At 41.3% G+C, this 19,621-nt stretch carries 18 protein-coding genes; 2 read left to right on the forward strand and 16 right to left on the reverse strand.

From position 1 onward, the window contains the following. Positions 1–234: 234 nt before the first annotated feature. The 9 genes from dmpG to ACGTNH_RS18210 all read right to left on the reverse strand — a co-directional run bounded on the left by dmpG (position 235) and on the right by ACGTNH_RS18210 (position 8,528). Positions 235–1,254, reverse strand: coding sequence for a 4-hydroxy-2-oxovalerate aldolase (gene dmpG, locus ACGTNH_RS18170; protein WP_394588344.1), 1,020 nt, complete (start codon positions 1,252–1,254; stop codon positions 235–237). Continuing rightward, on the reverse strand, positions 1,251–2,153 hold the full coding sequence (locus ACGTNH_RS18175) for an acetaldehyde dehydrogenase (acetylating) (RefSeq protein WP_394588345.1): 903 nt from the start codon (positions 2,151–2,153) through the stop codon (positions 1,251–1,253). Before ACGTNH_RS18175 ends, dmpG begins: the two co-directional genes overlap by 4 nt. Before the next feature lie 268 nt (positions 2,154–2,421). Further along, positions 2,422–2,655 carry a DUF362 domain-containing protein gene (locus tag ACGTNH_RS18180; protein WP_394588346.1) on the reverse strand — a complete coding sequence of 78 codons (234 nt, stop codon included), beginning with the start codon at positions 2,653–2,655 and terminating at the stop codon, positions 2,422–2,424. 54 nt (positions 2,656–2,709) lie between these two features. After that, positions 2,710–3,765 (reverse strand): amidohydrolase family protein, encoded by a 1,056-nt coding sequence (locus tag ACGTNH_RS18185; protein ID WP_394588347.1) that lies wholly within the window; start codon positions 3,763–3,765, stop codon positions 2,710–2,712. Positions 3,766–3,829: 64 nt separating this feature from the next. Next, on the reverse strand, positions 3,830–4,840 hold the full coding sequence (locus ACGTNH_RS18190; protein WP_394588348.1) for a VOC family protein: 1,011 nt from the start codon (positions 4,838–4,840) through the stop codon (positions 3,830–3,832). 65 nt (positions 4,841–4,905) lie between these two features. Further along, positions 4,906–5,931 (reverse strand): NAD(P)/FAD-dependent oxidoreductase, encoded by a 1,026-nt coding sequence (locus ACGTNH_RS18195; RefSeq protein ID WP_394588349.1) that lies wholly within the window; start codon positions 5,929–5,931, stop codon positions 4,906–4,908. A gap of 30 nt (positions 5,932–5,961) precedes the next feature. Beyond that, entirely contained in the window at positions 5,962–6,450 is a 489-nt protein-coding gene (locus ACGTNH_RS18200; RefSeq protein WP_394588350.1) for an aromatic-ring-hydroxylating dioxygenase subunit beta, read from the reverse strand. Further along, a complete protein-coding gene (locus ACGTNH_RS18205; RefSeq protein ID WP_394588351.1) occupies positions 6,447–7,724 on the reverse strand; it encodes an aromatic ring-hydroxylating oxygenase subunit alpha in 1,278 nt (425 codons plus the stop codon). Before ACGTNH_RS18205 ends, ACGTNH_RS18200 begins: the two co-directional genes overlap by 4 nt. Positions 7,725–7,751: 27 nt before the next feature. After that, entirely contained in the window at positions 7,752–8,528 is a 777-nt protein-coding gene (locus tag ACGTNH_RS18210; RefSeq protein ID WP_394588352.1) for an SDR family NAD(P)-dependent oxidoreductase, read from the reverse strand. A gap of 415 nt (positions 8,529–8,943) precedes the next feature. Here ACGTNH_RS18210 and ACGTNH_RS18215 point away from each other — a divergent pair, with 415 nt between their 5' ends. Next, entirely contained in the window at positions 8,944–9,828 is an 885-nt protein-coding gene (locus tag ACGTNH_RS18215) for a LysR family transcriptional regulator (RefSeq protein WP_394588353.1), read from the forward strand. A 366-nt stretch (positions 9,829–10,194) separates the two neighbouring features. On the opposite strand, the gene ACGTNH_RS18220 is transcribed toward ACGTNH_RS18215, so the two are convergent. From ACGTNH_RS18220 to ACGTNH_RS18235, 4 genes are read right to left on the reverse strand one after another with little or no spacing between them, the layout of a single operon-like run. Next, a complete protein-coding gene (locus ACGTNH_RS18220; protein ID WP_394588354.1) occupies positions 10,195–10,386 on the reverse strand; it encodes a 4-oxalocrotonate tautomerase in 192 nt (63 codons plus the stop codon). Positions 10,387–10,413: 27 nt separating this feature from the next. Further along, positions 10,414–11,202: a 2-keto-4-pentenoate hydratase gene (locus ACGTNH_RS18225; protein ID WP_394588355.1), complete on the reverse strand. Its 789-nt coding sequence runs from the start codon at positions 11,200–11,202 to the stop codon at positions 10,414–10,416. A 13-nt stretch (positions 11,203–11,215) separates the two neighbouring features. Next, positions 11,216–12,010, reverse strand: a complete 795-nt coding sequence (locus tag ACGTNH_RS18230; RefSeq protein ID WP_394588356.1) for a 2-keto-4-pentenoate hydratase — start codon at positions 12,008–12,010, stop codon at positions 11,216–11,218. Positions 12,011–12,020: 10 nt separating this feature from the next. Further along, on the reverse strand, positions 12,021–13,475 hold the full coding sequence (locus ACGTNH_RS18235; protein WP_394588357.1) for an aldehyde dehydrogenase: 1,455 nt from the start codon (positions 13,473–13,475) through the stop codon (positions 12,021–12,023). Positions 13,476–13,766: 291 nt separating this feature from the next. On the opposite strand from ACGTNH_RS18235, the gene ACGTNH_RS18240 reads away from it, so the two are divergent. Then, positions 13,767–14,561 carry an IclR family transcriptional regulator gene (locus tag ACGTNH_RS18240; RefSeq protein ID WP_394588358.1) on the forward strand — a complete coding sequence of 265 codons (795 nt, stop codon included), beginning with the start codon at positions 13,767–13,769 and terminating at the stop codon, positions 14,559–14,561. 97 nt (positions 14,562–14,658) lie between these two features. Here ACGTNH_RS18240 and betA read toward each other — a convergent pair whose 3' ends face one another. The 3 genes from betA to ACGTNH_RS18255 form a co-directional block, all read right to left on the reverse strand. After that, positions 14,659–16,341 carry a choline dehydrogenase gene (gene betA, locus ACGTNH_RS18245; protein ID WP_394588359.1) on the reverse strand — a complete coding sequence of 561 codons (1,683 nt, stop codon included), beginning with the start codon at positions 16,339–16,341 and terminating at the stop codon, positions 14,659–14,661. A gap of 102 nt (positions 16,342–16,443) precedes the next feature. Continuing rightward, a complete protein-coding gene (gene betB, locus ACGTNH_RS18250) occupies positions 16,444–17,922 on the reverse strand; it encodes a betaine-aldehyde dehydrogenase (RefSeq protein ID WP_394588361.1) in 1,479 nt (492 codons plus the stop codon). Positions 17,923–18,188: 266 nt separating this feature from the next. Next, positions 18,189–19,592 carry a CDP-glycerol glycerophosphotransferase family protein gene (locus tag ACGTNH_RS18255; protein ID WP_394588362.1) on the reverse strand — a complete coding sequence of 468 codons (1,404 nt, stop codon included), beginning with the start codon at positions 19,590–19,592 and terminating at the stop codon, positions 18,189–18,191. Positions 19,593–19,621: the final 29 nt, after the last annotated feature.

Here is a 19,621-nt window from a genome sequence, read left to right on the forward strand (position 1 = left end):
TTATTATGATATATATTTAGTTAGGAGTCAATGGAAAAAATAAATCTTTACATAAAAGAAAGTCTTTCGGGATTATTGATTATTATGCAGGAGCCTCCCAAAACATCTCTTATTTCAACACTCACCACTGAAGGTAATTAATATTGAAGAACATTTATTTCGGTAGTAGTTATATACCTTACTTAAACCAAAAAAAGTCCAGGCAAGATGTTAGCTCCTAGCCTGGACTTTCCTCTACACATATGCTTTTTCTTTTGCCAACTCCTGTGCCACACCGATAATCCAGTCCTCCTGGCCGCCGACAGCACCCATTTCACTTATTTTCGTTAAGATATCACGTGGATCAACGTCATACTCTTTCCCAGCTCTTTCTGCGAATAATAGAAAGCTGGAGTAGACCCCTGTGTAGCCCAGCGTCAGGCTAAGGCGGTCGATTTGGACAGGACGGTTCATCAAAGGCTTCATGACGTTTTCAGCTGCATCCATTGTCTTATACAAATCTACCGAATGAGGGATATTCATTTTATTCATGACGGCAACAAGCTGTTCCGTAGCGGTGTTTCCTGCTCCTGCACCCATGCCAGCCAGGCTCGTATCAATTCGGTCCGTTCCTTCTTCCAGGGCAGCAATTGAATTCGCGACGCCTAATGATAGATTATTATGGGCATGGAACCCAATCTCCGTGCTTAAGTTTTCTTTGAATAGAGCAATTCTTCTCCGGGTATCATCCATCGTCAAGGCTCCAGCGGAATCTACTACATAAATTGTTCCTGCTCCATAAGACTCCATTTTTTTAGCTTCCTCAAGTAAATCTTCTGGAGTAGAACGATGGGACATCATCAAGAAGCCTACAGTGTCCATCTCCATTTCTACGGCTTTTTTAATATGTTGTTCGGAAACGTCAGCTTCACTGCAATGCGTAGCAACCCTCACGACTGAAGCTCCCCATTCTCTTGCCCGCTTCAAATGGTCGATGGTTCCGATTCCTGGAAGGAGCAGCACCCCTATTTTGGCACGCTTTGTATTTTTTACTGCTGTCGTAATAATGTCTTCCTCAGATTCTTTTGAAAAACCATACTGGATTGAGCTTCCGCCTAATCCGTCTCCATGGGTGGCTTCTATGATTTCAACTCCAGACTCATCAATCAGTCTTGTCAGTTCAGCAATTTGTTCAGTGGAATATTGGTGCGAGATTGCATGCATCCCATCACGTAAGGTCACATCATTAAAAACTACTTTTCTATCGTTGCTCATTGTGCCGTTTCCTCCTTCGTCATATGTGCTGCCATCACTTCTCCAGTCTTCATAGCCGCTGAAGTAATGATATCGAGATTGCCCGCATACTTAGGAAGAAAATCTCCATTCCCTTCTACTTCTACCGAGACAGTGACCACATCCTCTTTGATAACCGGGTCGGCCTTGAAACGATAACCTTTCACATACCCCTGCACCGTCTGTAAAATAGCATCTAAAGAAGCTAAAATGTCTTCTCGGTTCGTCTCCGCAGATTCTACGGTTTGAACGTGGATCGTGTTCCTCATTAAGATCGGCGGCTCTGCCGGATTCAACGTAATGATCGCCTTAGATTCATCTGCCCCTCCGACTTCACGCAACGCTTTTGCCGTCGTCACCGTAAATTCATCGATGTTCTGGCGCGTGCCAGGACCGGCACTTTTGCTGGATATGGAAGCAACAATTTCTGCATAATTCACTTTTACAACGTCAGAAATTGCTTTAACAATAGGGATGGTGGCTTGACCGCCGCACGTAACCATATTAACATTATCCAGTTCAACTATATTTTTTTCCTTTAAATTTACCGAAGGCACTAAAAATGGCCCCACTGCTGCCGGAGTCAAATCAATAGCTTTCATTCCGAGGTCTTTTAAAACCGGAGCATTGTACGCATGCGCTTTAGCAGAAGTAGCTTCATAGACAATATCGGCCAATTCGGGTTCCTCTGCCAAACCGTCAATTCCGTTGTAGATCGGTTTTACACCATACTCTTTAGCCAGCGCCAGCCCTTTTGATTCCCTGTCGATACCAATCATCGCAGTAAGCTCAAGCTGATCACTCCTAAGTAATTTGTACATAAGGTCGGTGCCGATATTACCTGATCCGATAATGGCACATTTAATTGTCTGATTGGACATGTTCATCTCTCCCTATATTTGATGTTTCTCTCTGTCAGGCACATCTTGTAAGTTAACTACTTCTCTACTTCTTCCAGATTGCTAAGCTGACGTGAATTGAAAGTTAACCATTAAAAAAATGAAGGCTGTCCCATAAGTCTGCAATAGACTAATAGGACAGCTTCTCTTTTATTGACTTTCGACATCTGAGATTCAAAATAAAAAATTCTCTTAAACCTAAGGTAATAAACAACTTTTTCAATTGCTTAAGCGGCACACTCTAATCTCTCTATCCGAAAAAGTTTTCAGCCTTTTCCAATTGTTCCTCTTGATCGTCTGGTAAATCATGCTCGTCAACGATTGCATCAACCGGGCAGGCAGCCACGCAGGCTCCGCAGTCTATACAAACATTTGGATCAATAAAATATTGATCTTTCCCTTCCTGAATACAATCGACTGGACAGATACCAACACATTCTGCTGCTTTTTCATAACGGCACGAATCTGTTATTACAAAGGCCAAGATGATCCTCTCCTTCTCTGTATAGTTATGTTGAATCAGTACAATCTGTCTTAATCACCTTTTCTCATTTCTCACCAATTCTTTACGGGCTGTCTTAGCATACTGTTCGTCGTTCAAATTTAAAAACTTCTGAGCGTTCAAGCCGTGAATTTTTTCTTTTTCTTCTTCACTTAATGATGGTACCCGGTCGACAATGGCTCCAGAAGGTGCTTCTCGAAGTAAAAAAGGATAGTCTGAACCGGCAATAACCTGATCTGCTCCAAAACTATCGATCATAAATTGTAAATTATGTTCATCATAAACGAGCGAATCAAAATACAACATCCTTGCGTAGTGGCTTGGTGGTTTCTCGGTTTTTCTGATATGAGGCCATACTTTCCAGCCTTTGTCCATTCTTGGTAATAAATAAGGCAATGAACCACCCCCGTGAGCAAAACATAATTTCAAGTTCGGATATTTATCCAGTAATCCACTCATAATGATACTTCCTGCAGCCAATGCTGTTTCAGATGGCATTCCGACCATATACATGAAGTTATGTCGCGGCATTCGTTCTCTGCCTAATGTTTCCCATGGATGAACAAATAATGGAACATTGCGTTCATCTGCCGCGTGGAAGAATCTTTCCAATGACTCATCATCTAAATTCAGGCCATTCACATTACTTCCTATTTGAATACCTTTTAACCCTAATTCATTGACCGCCCGATCCATTTCCTGGATCGCTAAATCAACTTCCTGTAAGGGTACTGTAGCTAAACCGATAAACCTTTCTGGATATTCCTGTGTGGTCGATGCAATAAAATCATTTTGAAACCTTGCCATTTCTAATCCTTTTTCAGGGTCTGCCCAATAGCTGAACGTAACTGGTATTGGAGATAATACCTGAATATCAATGCCTTCCTCGTCCATATCTTTCATGCGCCGTTCTGCATCCCAGGCCTGACTGGTGATCTCCCTAAATTTCTTTCCCTTAATCATAATATTGGCGCCGCAGTCACAAGTTTTCTCTAAGGTCGCCCAGCGGTCATCCCCATATTTCTCTGCTAGGTCCAGAAACTCTTCTGAAATAATATGTGTATGAAAATCAATTTTAAGGTGTTGTTTCACAAATGGACTCTCCCAATATTCATAGTTTAGTAATGAAGACCTGAAATACTCATTTCTCTTCCATTTATTCTCCGATCTTAGTTCCGTATGTGAGGTAGGTTTCCGGCGGTGTGCTTCCCCACATTTCTAAACCAAGCTGTCCCACCTCAGAAGACCATTCAATCGGTTCCCAATCAGGTGAGAAAATGAGGAATCCACCTGTCCAGATCTCAACACGATGGCCTGACGGTTCGATCACATAGATGAACTGAGCCCCGCTTGTCCCGTGCTTACCAGGTCCCCATTCGATCTTAATATCGTTTTCTGCCATAAGGTTGGACGCACGAATAAGTTCATCTGGAGAATCCAGATAATAGGCTAAGTGGTGGAATGCTGCTCCATCTTGGTTGGAATTTCTCATTAGTGCCATTTCATGTGCAATATTTGTTCGACTTAACCAGGAACCCAGGCGGACGTCTTCTTTGTTCTGAATATAGTAACGATGATGAATTCCTAACAGATCAGTCCACCACTGTTGCTCTTTTTTAACATCGTTTACCATGAGATTGACATGATCAAATCGACGGGGCGAGACGCCTTTTCCTGTATATTTACTCGGATGACTTGGGAGGTTTGACTTTAACATAGGATCATCTGTTACGAAGAGTTCTTTTTCCCAATATAATTCAATCGGTAATCCAGATGGCGATTTGAAGTGAAGCGCATCACCCAGAGCTTTCTTACGTCCTCCCTCTACCCACTGATAATCAATATTCATTTCGTTTAACTGATTTTCAAATAATTCAAGTGATTCCTTAGAGCTGACACGCCACCCCATACGGTTGACTTCTGAAGTATTGGATGCTTTCAAAACCAAGGTGTGGTGGTCAAAGTCCTGCCATGCTCTTAAATAAGCACGGTCCCCCTCTGACTCAGTTAATACAAGTCCCATGACTTCGGTAAAAAACCAAAGGCTTTTTTCAAAATTTGTCACACTAATTTCTACATGTCCGATATGAGCAACTGTACGTAAATATATTTCCAGCTTCTCCTGAGCTGCATCTTTACTTTTGATTTCTTCTTTCAACTTAGACATGGGTGATATCCTCCTCATTTAATTGTTCCTTTTTTAAAAAATTTACTAACTGCTGCGCCTTACGTTTATTGGGTGACGACTTGTTCCTTTTTATTACCCGTTCTACTCATAATGGAAGTACTATGAGCCGTGTTTAAGGATTCTTCCGGATTGATGTAAACCTTTGCATTACTCACCGCGATTGGTGCTTCTCCAAAACCAGTGGCCATTAACTTAACTTTTCCGGGGTAAGTTGATATATCTCCGACAGCATAAATTCCCGGGATGTTTGTTTCAGCTCTTGAGTTTACTTGAATCCATTTTTTCTCTATATTCAGCCCCCAGTCATTAATAGGGCCCAGATTAGAGACAAAGCCGTAATTGATCAGATACTCATCTGCCTGTAAATCTATAGTTTCCTTACTTTTAACATGGTTCAGCCTTACCGTTTCTATATTTTTCTCCCCTACTAATTCAGCAGGTGTATATGGAGTATAGATGTTAACGGATGAGTCTTTCAGTAGATTGACGCTATGCTCGTGAGCTCTAAACCGGTCTCTTCGATGAACGATGTTCACAGAAGAAGCCATATTCTCTAACATTAGAGCCCAATCCACTGCAGAATCACCGCCTCCAAACACGACAACATCCTTATTTTTAAAATAATTCAAATCTTCGATACGATAATGAAGGTTCTTACCAGCGAATTGTGCTTCATTTCCCAAATTCATGTTCCTTGGTTTGAAGGCACCGTTTCCAGCCGTAATTATAATCGTTTTTGAGTAATGAACTTGTTCGTTTGTATTAATTGTAAAAATGTCATTTTCCTTCGTAACTTCTTTTACTTCTTCACCGAGGTGGACCTCATTCTCAAACTGGTTCATTTGTTCTTTCAATTGATCAACTAGATCATTAGCTTTCACTTTAGGAAATCCGGCTACATCATAAACATGTTTATCCGGGTATAATGCAGACAGCTGTCCACCCAGCTGAGGTAAACTTTCAATTATTTTCACTTTTGCCTGACGCATGCCGGCATAGAAAGCAGTAAATAAACCTACCGGGCCTCCACCTACAATAGTGATGTCAAATACGTCGCTTTCCTTACCCATGTCACTCACCACCTATCATTTAAATCTCTTCTATAGAATCAAACTTATTTTCCCATGGGGCCTTAAACTATCAAGATGCAGGATAACCTTTTTGCTTTTAATTGCCAGTTCATTATTCTCCTGAACAATTTCATAAATGTGTCTTCCAATAAAAGTATCCATTACCTCTCGTTTGGTCCGGTGCGTTGTAAAATTGCATTCCACGTTAATCACTTCGGATTCCAAATCGTCAATCATGATATTGTGATAGTTTCGAAGCGTAGTAGAGTGCGGGTACTCGACATGTGCTTCTTTCTTTAGCAGCCTCTCCGCCCTTTCCTGGAGTCTCGAACGATTATCATGGGCAAAAAATAGATATTCTGTTGCGTCGCTTTCTGGATGCCCGATCGGCGGGATGTTATAGCTCGCATCATCCGTAAATAAATCTGCCCATTCTGTTAATTTCCATTCGTCCAATAACCTGGCTTCCGAATAAAGAAAATCAATGACATCTTGACGCGTAACTGTTGCTACAGTCATGACTGCACAGCCTCCTTATTCAACGATTCTTCAATTCTGACTTTATACTGTCTCCAGAAACTCCTCATCTGAATTTCATCGGTAGCCAATGAATTGCCTTCACCTCTTACCATCCCTTTGGAAATATCGTTCCACTGGACTTCCTGGTTATTGTTGTAAGCTTCCTGGCATAACTCCAATGCTTCATTATCATCAGGTGTGGCGAATCCTCCCGGTCCTAAGAATTCCAGAAAGTTATCATTCCTTGCCATCCGGTGAGCCTCATCTTCACCTTTAGGAGCAAATGCGTATCCTGAAACTTCGATATATCCAGGGGAGGTAGGATAAAACGTCCTAGCGGTAATAGCCATAATGTCATTGATGACCAAGTTAGGAAAAATCACAATATTCCTATTGTAATTAGCGATACGGTCTGCGCGATCCTCTCCAAATCTTTCCACCAGTCCCGCTTTAATTTTTTCCATATCCTGCTTCAGTTCTTCATCCCAAATAGGCGTCCACTGTGCTATAGGCCTTCCCCAGGGAGCTACGTATTCCATAACAGCATGGCCATTTCCAAGGTCTACTCCTTTTCCTTCTAATTTCACTTTTTTCAAGTCAGGGTCCTGGCCTTGTTTTATATCAAAGTACGTTTTATGAGTAGGCATGCCGTGATATAAGTCCACACTATTCTCAGCGAGCAGTTTCCAATTTGCTCTGACACTATACTCCTGCACTCCACCCAGAGCTTCCAATCCAGCTTCGGATTGATCGGCCACCAGATCAATATATTCCTTCGCATTCCCTAAGTATTCATCCAGGGAAATGGCGTGGTCGTCAAAGTTAACGAACATAAATCCACGGTAGCTTTCCAGTCTATTAACCGCTTTCATATTTTTGGTACCGTCACAGTTGAAATCATCCGGGAAACCATCTTTTCCCGGCATGCCAGCTAGCTGCCCGTCATTGGTAAAGCTCCAGGCATGGTAGAAACAACGAAAGACTCGGGAATTCCCTGAGTTCTCCCTGCAAACAAGCGCTCCACGGTGCGGACATGTATTGTATAACGCTCTAATCTCACCATCCTGGCTGTGCGCAAGAAGCAAATTGCGGCCACCGACTTTTTTTCGTTTATAATCTCCTTTTTCAGGAATTTCCGAGTCATGACCAATAAACAACCAACATTTATTAAAGATTTCTGCTCTTTCTCTAGCTAATATTTCTTTGTTAGTAAATACGCTTCGATGAACAAGAAACTCACATTCTTCCGTATTGTCTCGTACTATTTCCTTCATTATTTTCACCCCTTCAAGATAAATAACCTAAAGCATATTACTTCCACCATTGACACTTATCACCTGGCCTGTAATGAAACTTGCTCCATCAGTCGATAAATACCAAACTGCATCTGCTACCTCTTTTTCACTTGCAGCTCTTCCCTTAGGAATAATATCAATATACTTATCAACCAATTCTGAATCTCTGTCTCTTATCCTGTCTAAAGCTTCACAGTCAACCGCGGGAGGCGCTATAGTGTTCACTGTAATATCACCTTCTGCGAATTCCCTCGCCAAACCAGTTGTCATGGCGTGTACTCCGCCTTTTGCTGCATTATAAGCTGCATGCTCCCATAAACCATTTCTAACTGAATCTGCCCCTATATTTATAATTCTTCCTTTACCGGCCTCAACCATATAAGGCAAGGTCTTGTAACAAGACCAAACAGCCGTCCATAGATTCCTATCAATCGTTGTCTTCAGGGTATCAGGGGTTTGTTCGAGGAATGGAAGAATGACACCTCCGCCTGCGTTATTTACTAAAATGTCAATCTTCCCCCAATTATCTATGGTGTAATTCACCATTTCCTGAACAGATTCTTCTTTAGAAAGATCTCCGGCAAAATATTTAATTTCAGAATTTGTTAGCGCTTGCATTTCTTCGCAGGCTTTTTGTGTTCGTTCTTTACTGGTTCCGCTGATTAACACTTTGGCACCGGAATCAGCCAGCTTTAATGCTATCGCACGGCCAATCCCCCGCGCAGAACCAGTAACAATGGCAACTTTACCTTCTAATGATTCACTCAATCTTATATCCTGCAAACTAAAGCCCTTCCTTTCTCTAATTAACTTTCTAAAAACTTTCTATATTTTGTGTAACCCCTCCTTATACTTGCTGATTAGTATCGTTATTTTAAAATGCTATATTCTTTGCTTACTTCCAAGTATAGTAGTCAGAATATTTAGATACCAATTGAATATTTATTCGTTTTAAGCTGATTTCTTAAAAAAAATTAATACACTATTACGACAAAACTAAATGTTCTGTAAATTAAGTTGACAAGCTCTATCTGGTGTAAATATAATCAGAGTAGTCTTGTATAAAGCTTTATTTTCAGGGATTCTATTCCTTCTTACTACATGTTTCACATCAGCTCATTACTTCTTATCCACTTCATGCATCAATATCGCCAAATTTGAAAACGCTTTCTTACGGATTAAGTTTAGGAGGAATTAGATGAATGAATGTCAGTTACATACATTTCTTACCATAGCCAAATATAAAAGTTATTCAAAAGCCGCCGCAGTTCTCAATGTTACACAACCCACTGTTACCTCACGAATAAAAGCTTTAGAAGAAATATTACAATGTCAACTTTTTAAAAGAATCGGCCACGATATTTTTCTAACCGAAGAAGGTAACCTTTTCATCGACTATGCCAACAACATCTTGATTTATATTAATCAAGCAAAAGAAATTACAAACATGTTGAAAGATCCGGTCATAAAAGTCGGGTTCTCTCCTGGATATTCACACTCATTCATTGTTGAACTACTAAAAACAATTAAGTCAATAGGTAATATCGACATCCAGGTGATTGAAGGATTTGACTCAGTCAGTTTAAATGAAAAAGCTATGGCAGGAGAGGTCGACTTAATCTTTACCAGGCACGCTCTCTCAAATAATCCAGAAATTATTTCAGAGTATTTGTTTGACAATAACTTAGTAAGCGTTCTGCCAAAGGAACATCCACTGTGTGATAAAGAGTCACTGTATGTTGAGGATTTAAACGAGGAAACTATAATAAGTTATAGAAGAAACTCGTCATTATGGCAGTTAATTGATAAGCAGCTCATGGGGGCACAAAATATTACCCGGATGGACGTTGATAATAACGAAATGCTGTTAAATGCAGTGGCTAATGATATAGGGATCGGGATTATACCTAAACTAGGGATTGATAAAAGATATGAAACAGAGGTAGAAATCCGGGAAATCTATGAGGTGTATAATATCCCTAATCAGGTCTATGTCCAATACCGTAACAATCCTCGAATAGAAAGTTTAGCTAAAAAGATTATTTACTCAGTCATCAACCATAAGTATACTGAAATCTATTAAGACAGGGCCTATTAGAAAGAAAAAAAGGAGTGAGACATAAGTAACGCAGTAATGTCAAAAAACGAAGATTTATATAAACTCAGATGATTAGCGTAGTAAAATCGTAACAGTGGAGCAACTCTATTGCAGCGAGGGTCCATAAAGGTACCAGGTACCGAAAATCTGTAAAACAGCTAAGTGCCAAGTGTGAATTTCGGTACCTGGTACCTAGTGAGAGGAAGCTGAGGCCGTGCCCACGGAAAGCGAAGCGTATTGACGGAGCGATGGTTTCTCTTTAACATAAATAATCCGAACTGATTTCTACAAAATCATTCGGATTATTTTATGTTTATTCAGTTTTGTCCCTGCCTCATTAGGGAAAAGCTGCTATTTCCCTAGTTTCTCAGCGCTTGTCCCACCAATAGACCAATGTGTCTTTGGTACTTCATTAACAAGTACACGTATATTTTCTTTGGGGGCTCCCAGTGACTCACTGACGGCGTCAGTAACATTTTTCATTAAGGTGTTAATTTTATCGGGATCTCTTCCCTCCATTATTTGTACATTGATAATCGGCAAGTCTTCACCTCCTCCAAAGAATTCGTATTATTCTCTAACAAAGAATGAAACCTCTCCTAATCCACCGTAGACTGCCTGGACATAATCACCCGGCGATAGACGAACTGCTGCTGTAACTCCGCCGGTTAATATTGGTTGTCCCGCCCGGACTTTTTCACCTTTTTTACTTAACATATTGGCAAGTCTAGCGACTGAATTTGCTGGATTCCCAAGAACAGCAGCCCCGGCACCCAATGACTGAATTTCTCCATTGATGGATAAGGTCACACCGACCACATCAAGCTCCAGCTCTTGAGGCTTTCTGAAATAGGTCCCAAACACAGCACCTGCTGCAGAAGTATTATCCGCAATAACGTCGGGCAGCGTAAAATTAAAATTCTCATATCGACTGTCTATAATTTCGATCGCTGGAAACACATAATCAGTAGCGCGCAGTACATCAAGAGCAGTCGTATCAGGGCCTTCTAAGTCTCTTGATAAAATGAATCCAACCTCAGGCTCTACTTTAGGATGAATATAATCAGAAATGGAAATTGATTCTCCCTCATCGACAACCATATTGTCAAAAACATATCCATAGATTGGATCATCCACATCCATTTGTTTCATTTTTGCCTCACTTGTTATTCCCATTTTTGGTCCGATGACTCTGCAGCCTTCTTCAGATTTTTTTCGTATCAATTTTTCTTGGATGAGGTACGCCTCACTAATAGAAAGATCCGGATATAAGTCGGCCGTAATTTTTGTTATTTCTTTTTTTTCTTTTTCGGCATAGTGCACATACTCAGCAAGCTCTACGATTTGATTTTTTTCCATTTATACCCCTCCTTTACTCTGTGAATGAAACATGTACTTCTCCCAACTCAGCAAATTTTGCGCAAAAATGATCTCCAGGTTCAGCAGCCATAGCAGCAGACAACGCTCCGGATAGAATGATCTCACCCGCTTTTAAAGTAATCCCATAGCCCGCAAGTTTATTGGCCAGCCAAGCCACACATTTAACCGGGTCTCCTAAAGCTGCTGCACCTACTCCTGTATTTAGTAGTTCATTATTTTTGTAGAGGGCCATCCCCATTTGCTTCAGGTTTACATCTTCAATTTTTTTAGGTCTTCCACCAAGGATGTACATTCCAGAGGAGGCGTTATCAGCCACTGTATCAGCTAACGTAATGTTCCAATCTTTAATACGGCTGTCTACAATTTCGAGTGCAGGTACAACGGCATCCGTCGCCTTTAATACGTCTAATGTCGTTACATGAGGACCGGAAAGATCATCTTTTAAGATAAAAGCGACTTCTCCTTCTACTCTTGGCTGTAAGACCTGTTGGAAAGAAATCTCCCCCCTGTTCTCACACTCCATCTGATCTAACAGGTGCCCATAGTCTGGTTCGCTGACACCTAGCGAATCCTGCATAGCCTTAGAGGTCAATCCGATTTTCTTTCCTGTGATTTTCTGCCCTTTTTCCACCTTTTGTTCAATTGTGTGTAATTGAACCTGATACGCTTCCTCAATAGAGAGCTTAGGGTCCAGAGCTGTAATTGGCTGAACCCCTTCTCCAGTGCTCCAGGCTTCCGCTAAGTGGCTTGCGTAGGTTTCCTTTTTTGTTGAATATTCCGTTTTCATTGATATCCCCCTACATTTTCAACGTGATATTTGTTAATTCAGAGTAGAAATCAAAGCTGTGAGCTCCTCCTTCACGTCCGATACCGCTATGTTTCATTCCCCCAAATGGGGTGCGGAGATCGCGCAGAAACCACGTGTTTACCCACACCATACCAGCTTCGATTTGTGCACTAAACCGAGTAGCCCGTTTAATATTTCCAGTCCACAGACTGGCACTTAGACCATAGTGTGTATCATTAACTTGTTTGAGCACTTCCTCTTCGGTATCGAAAGGAACAATAGTAACAACTGGACCGAATATTTCTTCGCGTACACACCTTGAATCACTTCCCAGCCCAGTAATGATAGTCGGCTCCACGAAGAACCCTCTATCAAGTCCTTCCGCAGCTTTCCCGCCTGTCAAGAACGTACCGCCTTCCTCTCTGGCAATATCAAGATAGCTGAGCACTTTGTTATAGTGTTCTTCACTTACCAAAGCTCCAACATTTGTATTTGAATCAAAAGGATCGCCGACTTTAAGTTCTTTTGTCCTCGCTGCAAACCGGTCAAGGAACTCATCATATGCTGAACGCTCAACGTAAATTCTCGAGCCGCACAAACAAACTTCTCCCTGGTTGATGAAGCTGGATTTAATTGTAGTTTCAATTACATCCTCCATATCCGCATCTGCAAAGATTATATTCGGATTTTTACCACCAAGTTCAAAAGACAGCTTTTTTAAGGTTGGGGCTGCAGCCTTCATAATCGTAGAACCAGTAATCGTTTCACCAGTAAACGCAATTGCATCCACGTCCTCATGAGAAGAGAGAGCAGCTCCCGTTTCTCCAAAACCATGGACCATATTGACTACCCCGTCAGGCACACCGGCATCCTTACAAATTTGAGCCAGCACGGTTGCCGTCATTGGAGTTACTTCAGACGGTTTCATGACAGCTGTATTCCCCGCTGCCAGAGCAGGTGCCAACTTCCAGGTCATAAGGAATAAAGGCAGATTCCATGGATTAATAAGACCTACCACTCCCACGGGACGGCGGACAGCATAATGAATAGCTATATCATCTTGTTGATAAGCTTCGGTGCCAACCGAAGTCATATAGTCAGCAAAGAAATAGAAATTATTCGCTGCACGATCAATATCCACTTTATTTGATAGCCATAATGGTTTACCCGTATCCAAGGATTCTAGCTCCGCCAGTTCTTCTTTTCTCTCTAGGATCAAGTCTCCAATTTTTCGTATAATATTAGATCGTGTTCTCAAAGGCATGCTTCCCCATTCACCTGTAAGAGCCTTTCTAGCTGCTCTTACCGCTTGATCAACCTCTTCTTTTCCTCCTTCAGCAACTGACCCTAATACTTCTTCCGTTGCAGGATTGACATTATTGAACGCTTTTCCATTGTTGGACTTCACGTAGCCACCATCGATGTAATGGACACAATCAATAGCTTGTGTTTTAGTTGTTTGCATATAGAAATCCTCCTTATTTTTTCGGAAAATCTTACATAGTTTCCGAGCTTGTAACAGCAAATAACTCTTATTTTCTGAAACCCCTTTCAATACATCTTCATTATAGTGGCGTTAAAAATTTTTAAAAAGGTTGCCGTTCCTCTATATGCAACAAAATAAAAGAAAATAAAAATTAAATTAATCTCTATTTAGAAATCAGCCACAAAACCATATAATTAACGTATAATATCTATTAACTACCATTTTCATTAGTTCCTTTATACAGAACAAAAATTTCAAAGAGGTGAAATGATGCCAAAAAAGAAAAATCAGCCACAAACCCTTTCCTCAGTCAGAAACGCATTACTTATCCTAAAAAGCTTTTCAACATTTGAACCGACTAAAAAAGTAAGTGAACTGGCCGAATCCTTAGGCCTGGCGAAAAGTACAGTAAGTCGATTGCTATCCACCCTTGCTAGTGAGGGATTTGTTATTAAAGACCCTAAAACTAACGCCTACCGGTTGGGATTACCGGTACTTACGCTTGGAGGAATTGTTACCAACAACCTGGAAATCCATAAAGAATCTGCACCAGTTCTATCTAAGCTGGTTAATGATACAGGGGAAACGGCACATGTAGCGATCATGGATGGACTTGATACAATTTATATTCATAAAGAAGAATGTCATCACCCTGTCCGTATCTTAACGCATGTCGGGAGAAGAAACCCCTCCTACTGTACAAGTTCAGGTAAAGTACTGCTTGCTTTTAGTGAGAAACACATAGTGGAAGAAGTCATTAACAAAGGGTTAGTCTCCTATACAGAGAACAGCATTACGGATCCTGACCAACTTCGTCAGGAGCTGCATATGATACGTGAAAAAGGATACGCAATCAGTACTGAGGAATTAACAGAAGGGACAAAATCCGTTGCTGCACCAATACGGGATTATAAAGGAAAAGTGGTCAGCGCGATTACCGTGGTTGGCCCTGTTCAGCGCTTGAAAAATAATAAAATACCGGATGTAGCTAAAAAGGTAATTGAAGCTGGTAAAGAAGCATCTGAGCGCATGGGGTATGATGAGAGATACTTTAAGCGTTTGTAGAAAGAGGCTTGTATTCAGTAAAAAAAGAAGGCCCTCGATCAATAATGCATGCTTTAGAAGCAAATACATTTAGAAAGAGACCTTCTTCATCTTAATGTTATTCAGTTACTGTACCCGCATCAGCTGGATGTACTCCATGACGATAGAATTCAGCGTCAATTGGATCTAATGGTTTACGTCCTAGAATAAGGTCGGCTGCTTTCTCCGCCAACATTAATACAGGGGCATGAATGTTGCCGTTAGTCACGTAAGGCATGGCAGATGCGTCAACTACGCGTACATTATCAAGTCCGTGAACCTTCATTGTATTAGGATCTACGACAGACATTGGATCTGAAGCAGGTCCCATTTTGGCTGTACAAGACGGGTGAAGCGCAGTCTCAGCGTCTTCTTTCACCCAATCCAGGATTTCTTCGTCGGTTTGAACGGTAGGACCAGGTGAGATTTCCCCTGCGTTGTACGTTTTCATCGCAGGCTGTGACATAATTTCACGAGTAATTCTGATCGCTTCTACCCACTCACGTTTGTCTTGTTCCGTAGAAAGGTAGTTATAGACCATGCTCGGATGCTCTTTCGGATCCTTCGAACGAATCTTCAATGATCCACGGGCATCAGAATACATAGGTCCAATGTGTACCTGGAACCCGTGATCCGTCGGTGCTTTCTGTCCATCGTAACGCACCGCTACCGGAAGGAAGTGGAACATTAAGTTTGGATAGTCAACTTCCTCATTCGAACGAACGAAACCTCCACCTTCGAAGTGGTTCGTTGCTGCTGGTCCTGTGCGACCAAGCATCCATTGCAACCCGATCCACGGCATACGCGCTTTATTCAAGTTCGGCTGTTCGGAAACAGGGAGTGGACAAGCGTGCTGCACGTAAACTTCAAGGTGATCCTGAAGGTTTTCTCCAACACCGGGAAGGTCTACAACTGGTTCGATCCCAAGAGAGCGAAGGTGTTTCGCGTCTCCTACACCTGACAATTGAAGCAGCTGCGGTGTGTTAATAGCCCCACCGGCAAGGACGACTTCACCTGCTTCAACTTGATGCGTTTTTCCGTTTCGCTGATAGGTCAGCCCTTTCGCGCGGGTACCATCGAAGTCAATGCTTGAAACAAATGCACGAGTCTTCACTGTCAGATTCTCCCGGTCCATTACTGGGTGCAAATAGGCGCGTGAAGCCGACATTCGCTGGCCTTTGTACACATGCTTATCAAAAGGTCCGAATCCTTCCTGACGAAAGCCGTTCACATCAGGTGTTCGTGAATAACCGGCCTCAGCTCCTGCGTTAAAGAAGGCCTGGAATAAAGGATTTTTAGCTGGTCCGCGTTCCAGTTTAATTGGACCGTCATGGCCGCGAAGATCATCATCTGGTGATGCTAAAGCATTTTCCAGACGTTTAAAATATGGAAGACAGTGAGCCCAATTCCATGATTCCATACCTGAATCAGCGCCCCAGCGCTCATAGTCCATTGGGTTTCCGCGCTGATAAATCATACCGTTGATGGAACTAGAACCTCCAAGCACTTTACCTCGGGCATGCTTGATACGACGTCCATTCATATAAGGCTCAGGGTCAGATTCATATTTCCAGTCGTAGAGGCTTTTCCCTGCAGGGAACGGAAGAGCTGCCGGCATTTGGATCAACAGGTCCCATGAATAGTCACTGCGTCCTGCCTCTAAAACAAGAACACTTTTTTTCCCATCTTCACTTAGACGGTTGCCAAGTACAGACCCCGCACTACCGCCGCCAATGATTACAATATCGTAAAATTCACTCATATTTCAGTTCCTCCTTGATGTTAAAGAAGGGTTGGAACATGCCGTAACCCTTCTATTTAAATTCAATTCGCGTTTTATATAGAAAAGAAATAGACCGCCTGCTTAGAACCAGTTGAACGTTTCAGGCTTCAGGTTTTGGAAAATATGCTTCGTTTCTGTATATTCTTCAAAGCCCAGTCGTCCTAGTTCGCGTCCAATACCAGACTGCTTAAATCCACCCCACGGGGCGTGTGGGAAGTACAGGTTGAATTCATTAATCCAAACGGTACCCATGCGCATCTTCGCCGCACAGCGTTCAGCTTTTGCAATATCGTTTGTGAATACGCCGCCAGCCAGTCCGTAGATGGAGTCATTCGCAAGCTTAACTGCCTCTTCTTCAGCACTAAATTTTTCAACCGTGATCACCGGTCCAAAACCTTCCTCTTGAACTACGGTCATGTCTGTTGTGCAGTCTGTTAAAATCGTAGGCAAATAGAAAAAGCCATTTTGCAATTCCGGATCTTCCGGACGCTTGCCGCCAACGGCTAAGACCGCACCCTCTTTAATCCCTGCTTCTACATATTTTTCTACTTTTTCAAGATGGTCAGCTGAAATAAGCGGCCCCATTTGAGTATCCTCTTCAAATCCGCTTCCAAGCTTGAATTTTTTCACTCGCTCCACAAGCGCGTTTACGAAATCATCGTGAATGCTTTCTTCCACAATCAGTCTTGTACCAGCGGAACAAATTTGGCCGGCGTGGAAAAATACACCGTTCAATGCTTGATCGACCGCAATATCAAAATCAGCATCCGCAAAGATCACGTTCGGATTTTTCCCGCCAAGCTCAAGCGCAAGCTTCTTCACATTTGAGCTGGCCGCCTGCATAATTTTCTTACCTGTCACAATGCCGCCTGTAAAAGAGATAAGGTCTACATCTGTGTTACTAGACAGCTCTGCGCCAACTTTATCACCCGCACCAAGCACTAAATTGGCAACTCCAGCAGGTACGCCCGCTTCTTCCATCAGTTCAAATACTTTTATATGAGTAAGCGGCGTGATTTCACTCGGCTTGATAATTAACGTGTTTCCAGTTGCAAGCGCTGGCGCCAATTTCCATGACGCTTGGAGTAAAGGATAATTCCAAGGAGTAATCTGCCCACAAACCCCAACAGGTTCATGAACCACTTTACTAATCGAGTTTGGAACGGGAGAATCAATGAGCTCGCCGCCATCTTTATCTGCAATCTCTGCATAATAACGAAACACACCAGCGATATCATCCATGTCTCCACAGCTTTCTTCTACTGTTTTACCAGTGTCTAGTGACTCTAGATAAGCAAGTTCTTCTTTGTCTCTTTCAATTAATTCAGCAATTCTTCTTACAACAGCCCCGCGCTCAGTGGCCGGTGTAGTAGGCCATTCTCCGTTATCAAATGCTTCTCTTGCTGCAGCAATGGCTTCTTTTGTATCCGCTTCGTCCCCTTCTGGAACAACGGCGATAATCTCCTGATTAAATGGATTAATAATTTCGCGTGTATTCTCTGAGTTTGCGTCCACCCATTTACCGTTAATGTATTGTTTTAATTTGAGGTTCAGGTTCATTTTAATCAACTCCAATTCTGAAGTAAGTAAAGTTTGTTAAGAATTTATTTAACATTTTTAACACTAACATGAGTTTTTCATGCTGTCAAAGTAATTTCAAGAAATGCTTATCCCCTTTTCATTCTCGCTTTAGCTGAGTCCGGCAGGTTCTTTCATATGAAAATTATTGAAATTATTGAAATTACCCAAAACAAAAAAGAGACGATTTCTTGTAAATAAATTCGTCTCTTTTTGTTTGGCATCTTTTTGACAAATAAGCAAAATTATTAAGTTGTAAGGGAGTGTATTAAAGCTTTCAAGTTATTAATAGACTTCCCAGTTAGAGGGGAATACTTATAAGCCAGGAAAATTTTTTTATTTTTTCCCCATTTATCCATATCCCCTTTACCTTCTAAGGTTTTTGTTAAATTTTTGACAAGTGTACGAGGATCGTTACAGATATAGTCTTTTAACCGCCCATAATAATTCGTAGAACTTGGAACCAAACTTTTTAACCTCCAGATAAAAACTGGTTTATCCGCTAACAAAGCTTCTAACACGATCGTTGATTCATAACTTACGACTGAATCTACATTATGAAGTATATCGTATAAATCAGTCTCCTCTGCAAAACGGACATCAGGGAAGGCCTTCTGAAGTAAAGCGGTTTTTTCCGATGCACTTTGTTTACCGTTTCGTGGTTTGACAATAATATTGACTTTATCTTGTTTCCTCAGCTGAGCAATAATTGCATGAGGTATCTCTGTTTCTTCGTGATGTATAACCATAAGTACAGTTTTTCTTTCTGGATCTAATTTAAAATGAGAATGAAAAGCCTTTTTATCCATTAATTTATTATTGGAAAGTTCGTCAAACCTGGGATGCCCTATGACTTTTAACTTGGTCAGGGGGATGCCTTTTTTAGCATACCATTCTATATCATACTTCCCATATACGCCTAAGTATGTTGCCACCTTAGGGAGATATCCAAATTCAAGCATTGGAACTCCATGCTGCAAACAGATCGTCGGAATTCCTCTTAAAGCTGCTGCTAATGCCAGAACTCTTGTATCACTACTATTTGTCGTACCCAATACTAAGCAGGAGACAGGTGTCACCTCAAAAAAATTAACAGCTGCAGAGATCTGTCTCATAATTTTGGGAATAAGATTAATTAGTCTCTTCCTAAACTTTTCGTCACGATATATCGGATGAAACTTTGCTTTATTTAAACATTTAATTGTTTTTTCCTGAAATGCTTCAATCACTTTCGTATCAACATTTGAGAATTGTAATAAAGGCACAGCGGGGAGAGAATGAGCATTTTCATCTGTAGTGGTGTTTTGTAAAAGGATCATAGTTTCCGTTGGTGAAAAATTCTCCTTCAGCATATGGTCAGGGATTCTTAGCGCGGTATCGTATAATACTATTTTTCCTTTTTGCTTATTTATTTTCTTCTTATAAGGGGAAAGGCGTTTGTCAAAATGGGATTGAATACCTTTCTCCTGTTTTATATTTGTGCTTACAAATTTGTTGAAAGATTTGCTCTTCAATTTATTAATAGCATTCTCATGAATAAGCACATAATAGGGGCTGACTAAAGGAATTGAAATACCTAAATACGTTAACGAGCCAAACTTATCAATAAAATCACAGTATGATGACCAGTAATTACGTTCAAAATTATTCATTACTATTTATGACCTCCAATAAATTCATA

The organism is Halobacillus sp. B23F22_1, assembly GCF_043497005.1.
GTDB lineage: Bacteria > Bacillota > Bacilli > Bacillales > Halobacillaceae > Halobacillus_A.

Coding starts and splice junctions, on each gene's coding strand:
- ACGTNH_RS18175 (WP_394588345.1), bottom strand. CDS start 2,153: ATGTCCAATCAGACAATTAAATGTGCCATTATCGGATCAGGTAATATC.
- ACGTNH_RS18200 (WP_394588350.1), bottom strand. CDS start 6,450: ATGACTGTAGCAACAGTTACGCGTCAAGATGTCATTGATTTTCTTTAT.
- ACGTNH_RS18255 (WP_394588362.1), bottom strand. CDS start 19,592: ATGAATAATTTTGAACGTAATTACTGGTCATCATACTGTGATTTTATT.
- ACGTNH_RS18240 (WP_394588358.1), top strand. CDS start 13,767: ATGCCAAAAAAGAAAAATCAGCCACAAACCCTTTCCTCAGTCAGAAAC.
- ACGTNH_RS18235 (WP_394588357.1), bottom strand. CDS start 13,475: ATGCAAACAACTAAAACACAAGCTATTGATTGTGTCCATTACATCGAT.
- betB (WP_394588361.1), bottom strand. CDS start 17,922: ATGAACCTGAACCTCAAATTAAAACAATACATTAACGGTAAATGGGTG.
- ACGTNH_RS18190 (WP_394588348.1), bottom strand. CDS start 4,840: ATGTCTAAGTTGAAAGAAGAAATCAAAAGTAAAGATGCAGCTCAGGAG.
- ACGTNH_RS18225 (WP_394588355.1), bottom strand. CDS start 11,202: ATGGAAAAAAATCAAATCGTAGAGCTTGCTGAGTATGTGCACTATGCC.
- ACGTNH_RS18195 (WP_394588349.1), bottom strand. CDS start 5,931: ATGGGTAAGGAAAGCGACGTATTTGACATCACTATTGTAGGTGGAGGC.
- betA (WP_394588359.1), bottom strand. CDS start 16,341: ATGAGTGAATTTTACGATATTGTAATCATTGGCGGCGGTAGTGCGGGG.
- ACGTNH_RS18205 (WP_394588351.1), bottom strand. CDS start 7,724: ATGAAGGAAATAGTACGAGACAATACGGAAGAATGTGAGTTTCTTGTT.
- ACGTNH_RS18230 (WP_394588356.1), bottom strand. CDS start 12,010: ATGAAAACGGAATATTCAACAAAAAAGGAAACCTACGCAAGCCACTTA.
- ACGTNH_RS18215 (WP_394588353.1), top strand. CDS start 8,944: ATGAATGAATGTCAGTTACATACATTTCTTACCATAGCCAAATATAAA.
- dmpG (WP_394588344.1), bottom strand. CDS start 1,254: ATGAGCAACGATAGAAAAGTAGTTTTTAATGATGTGACCTTACGTGAT.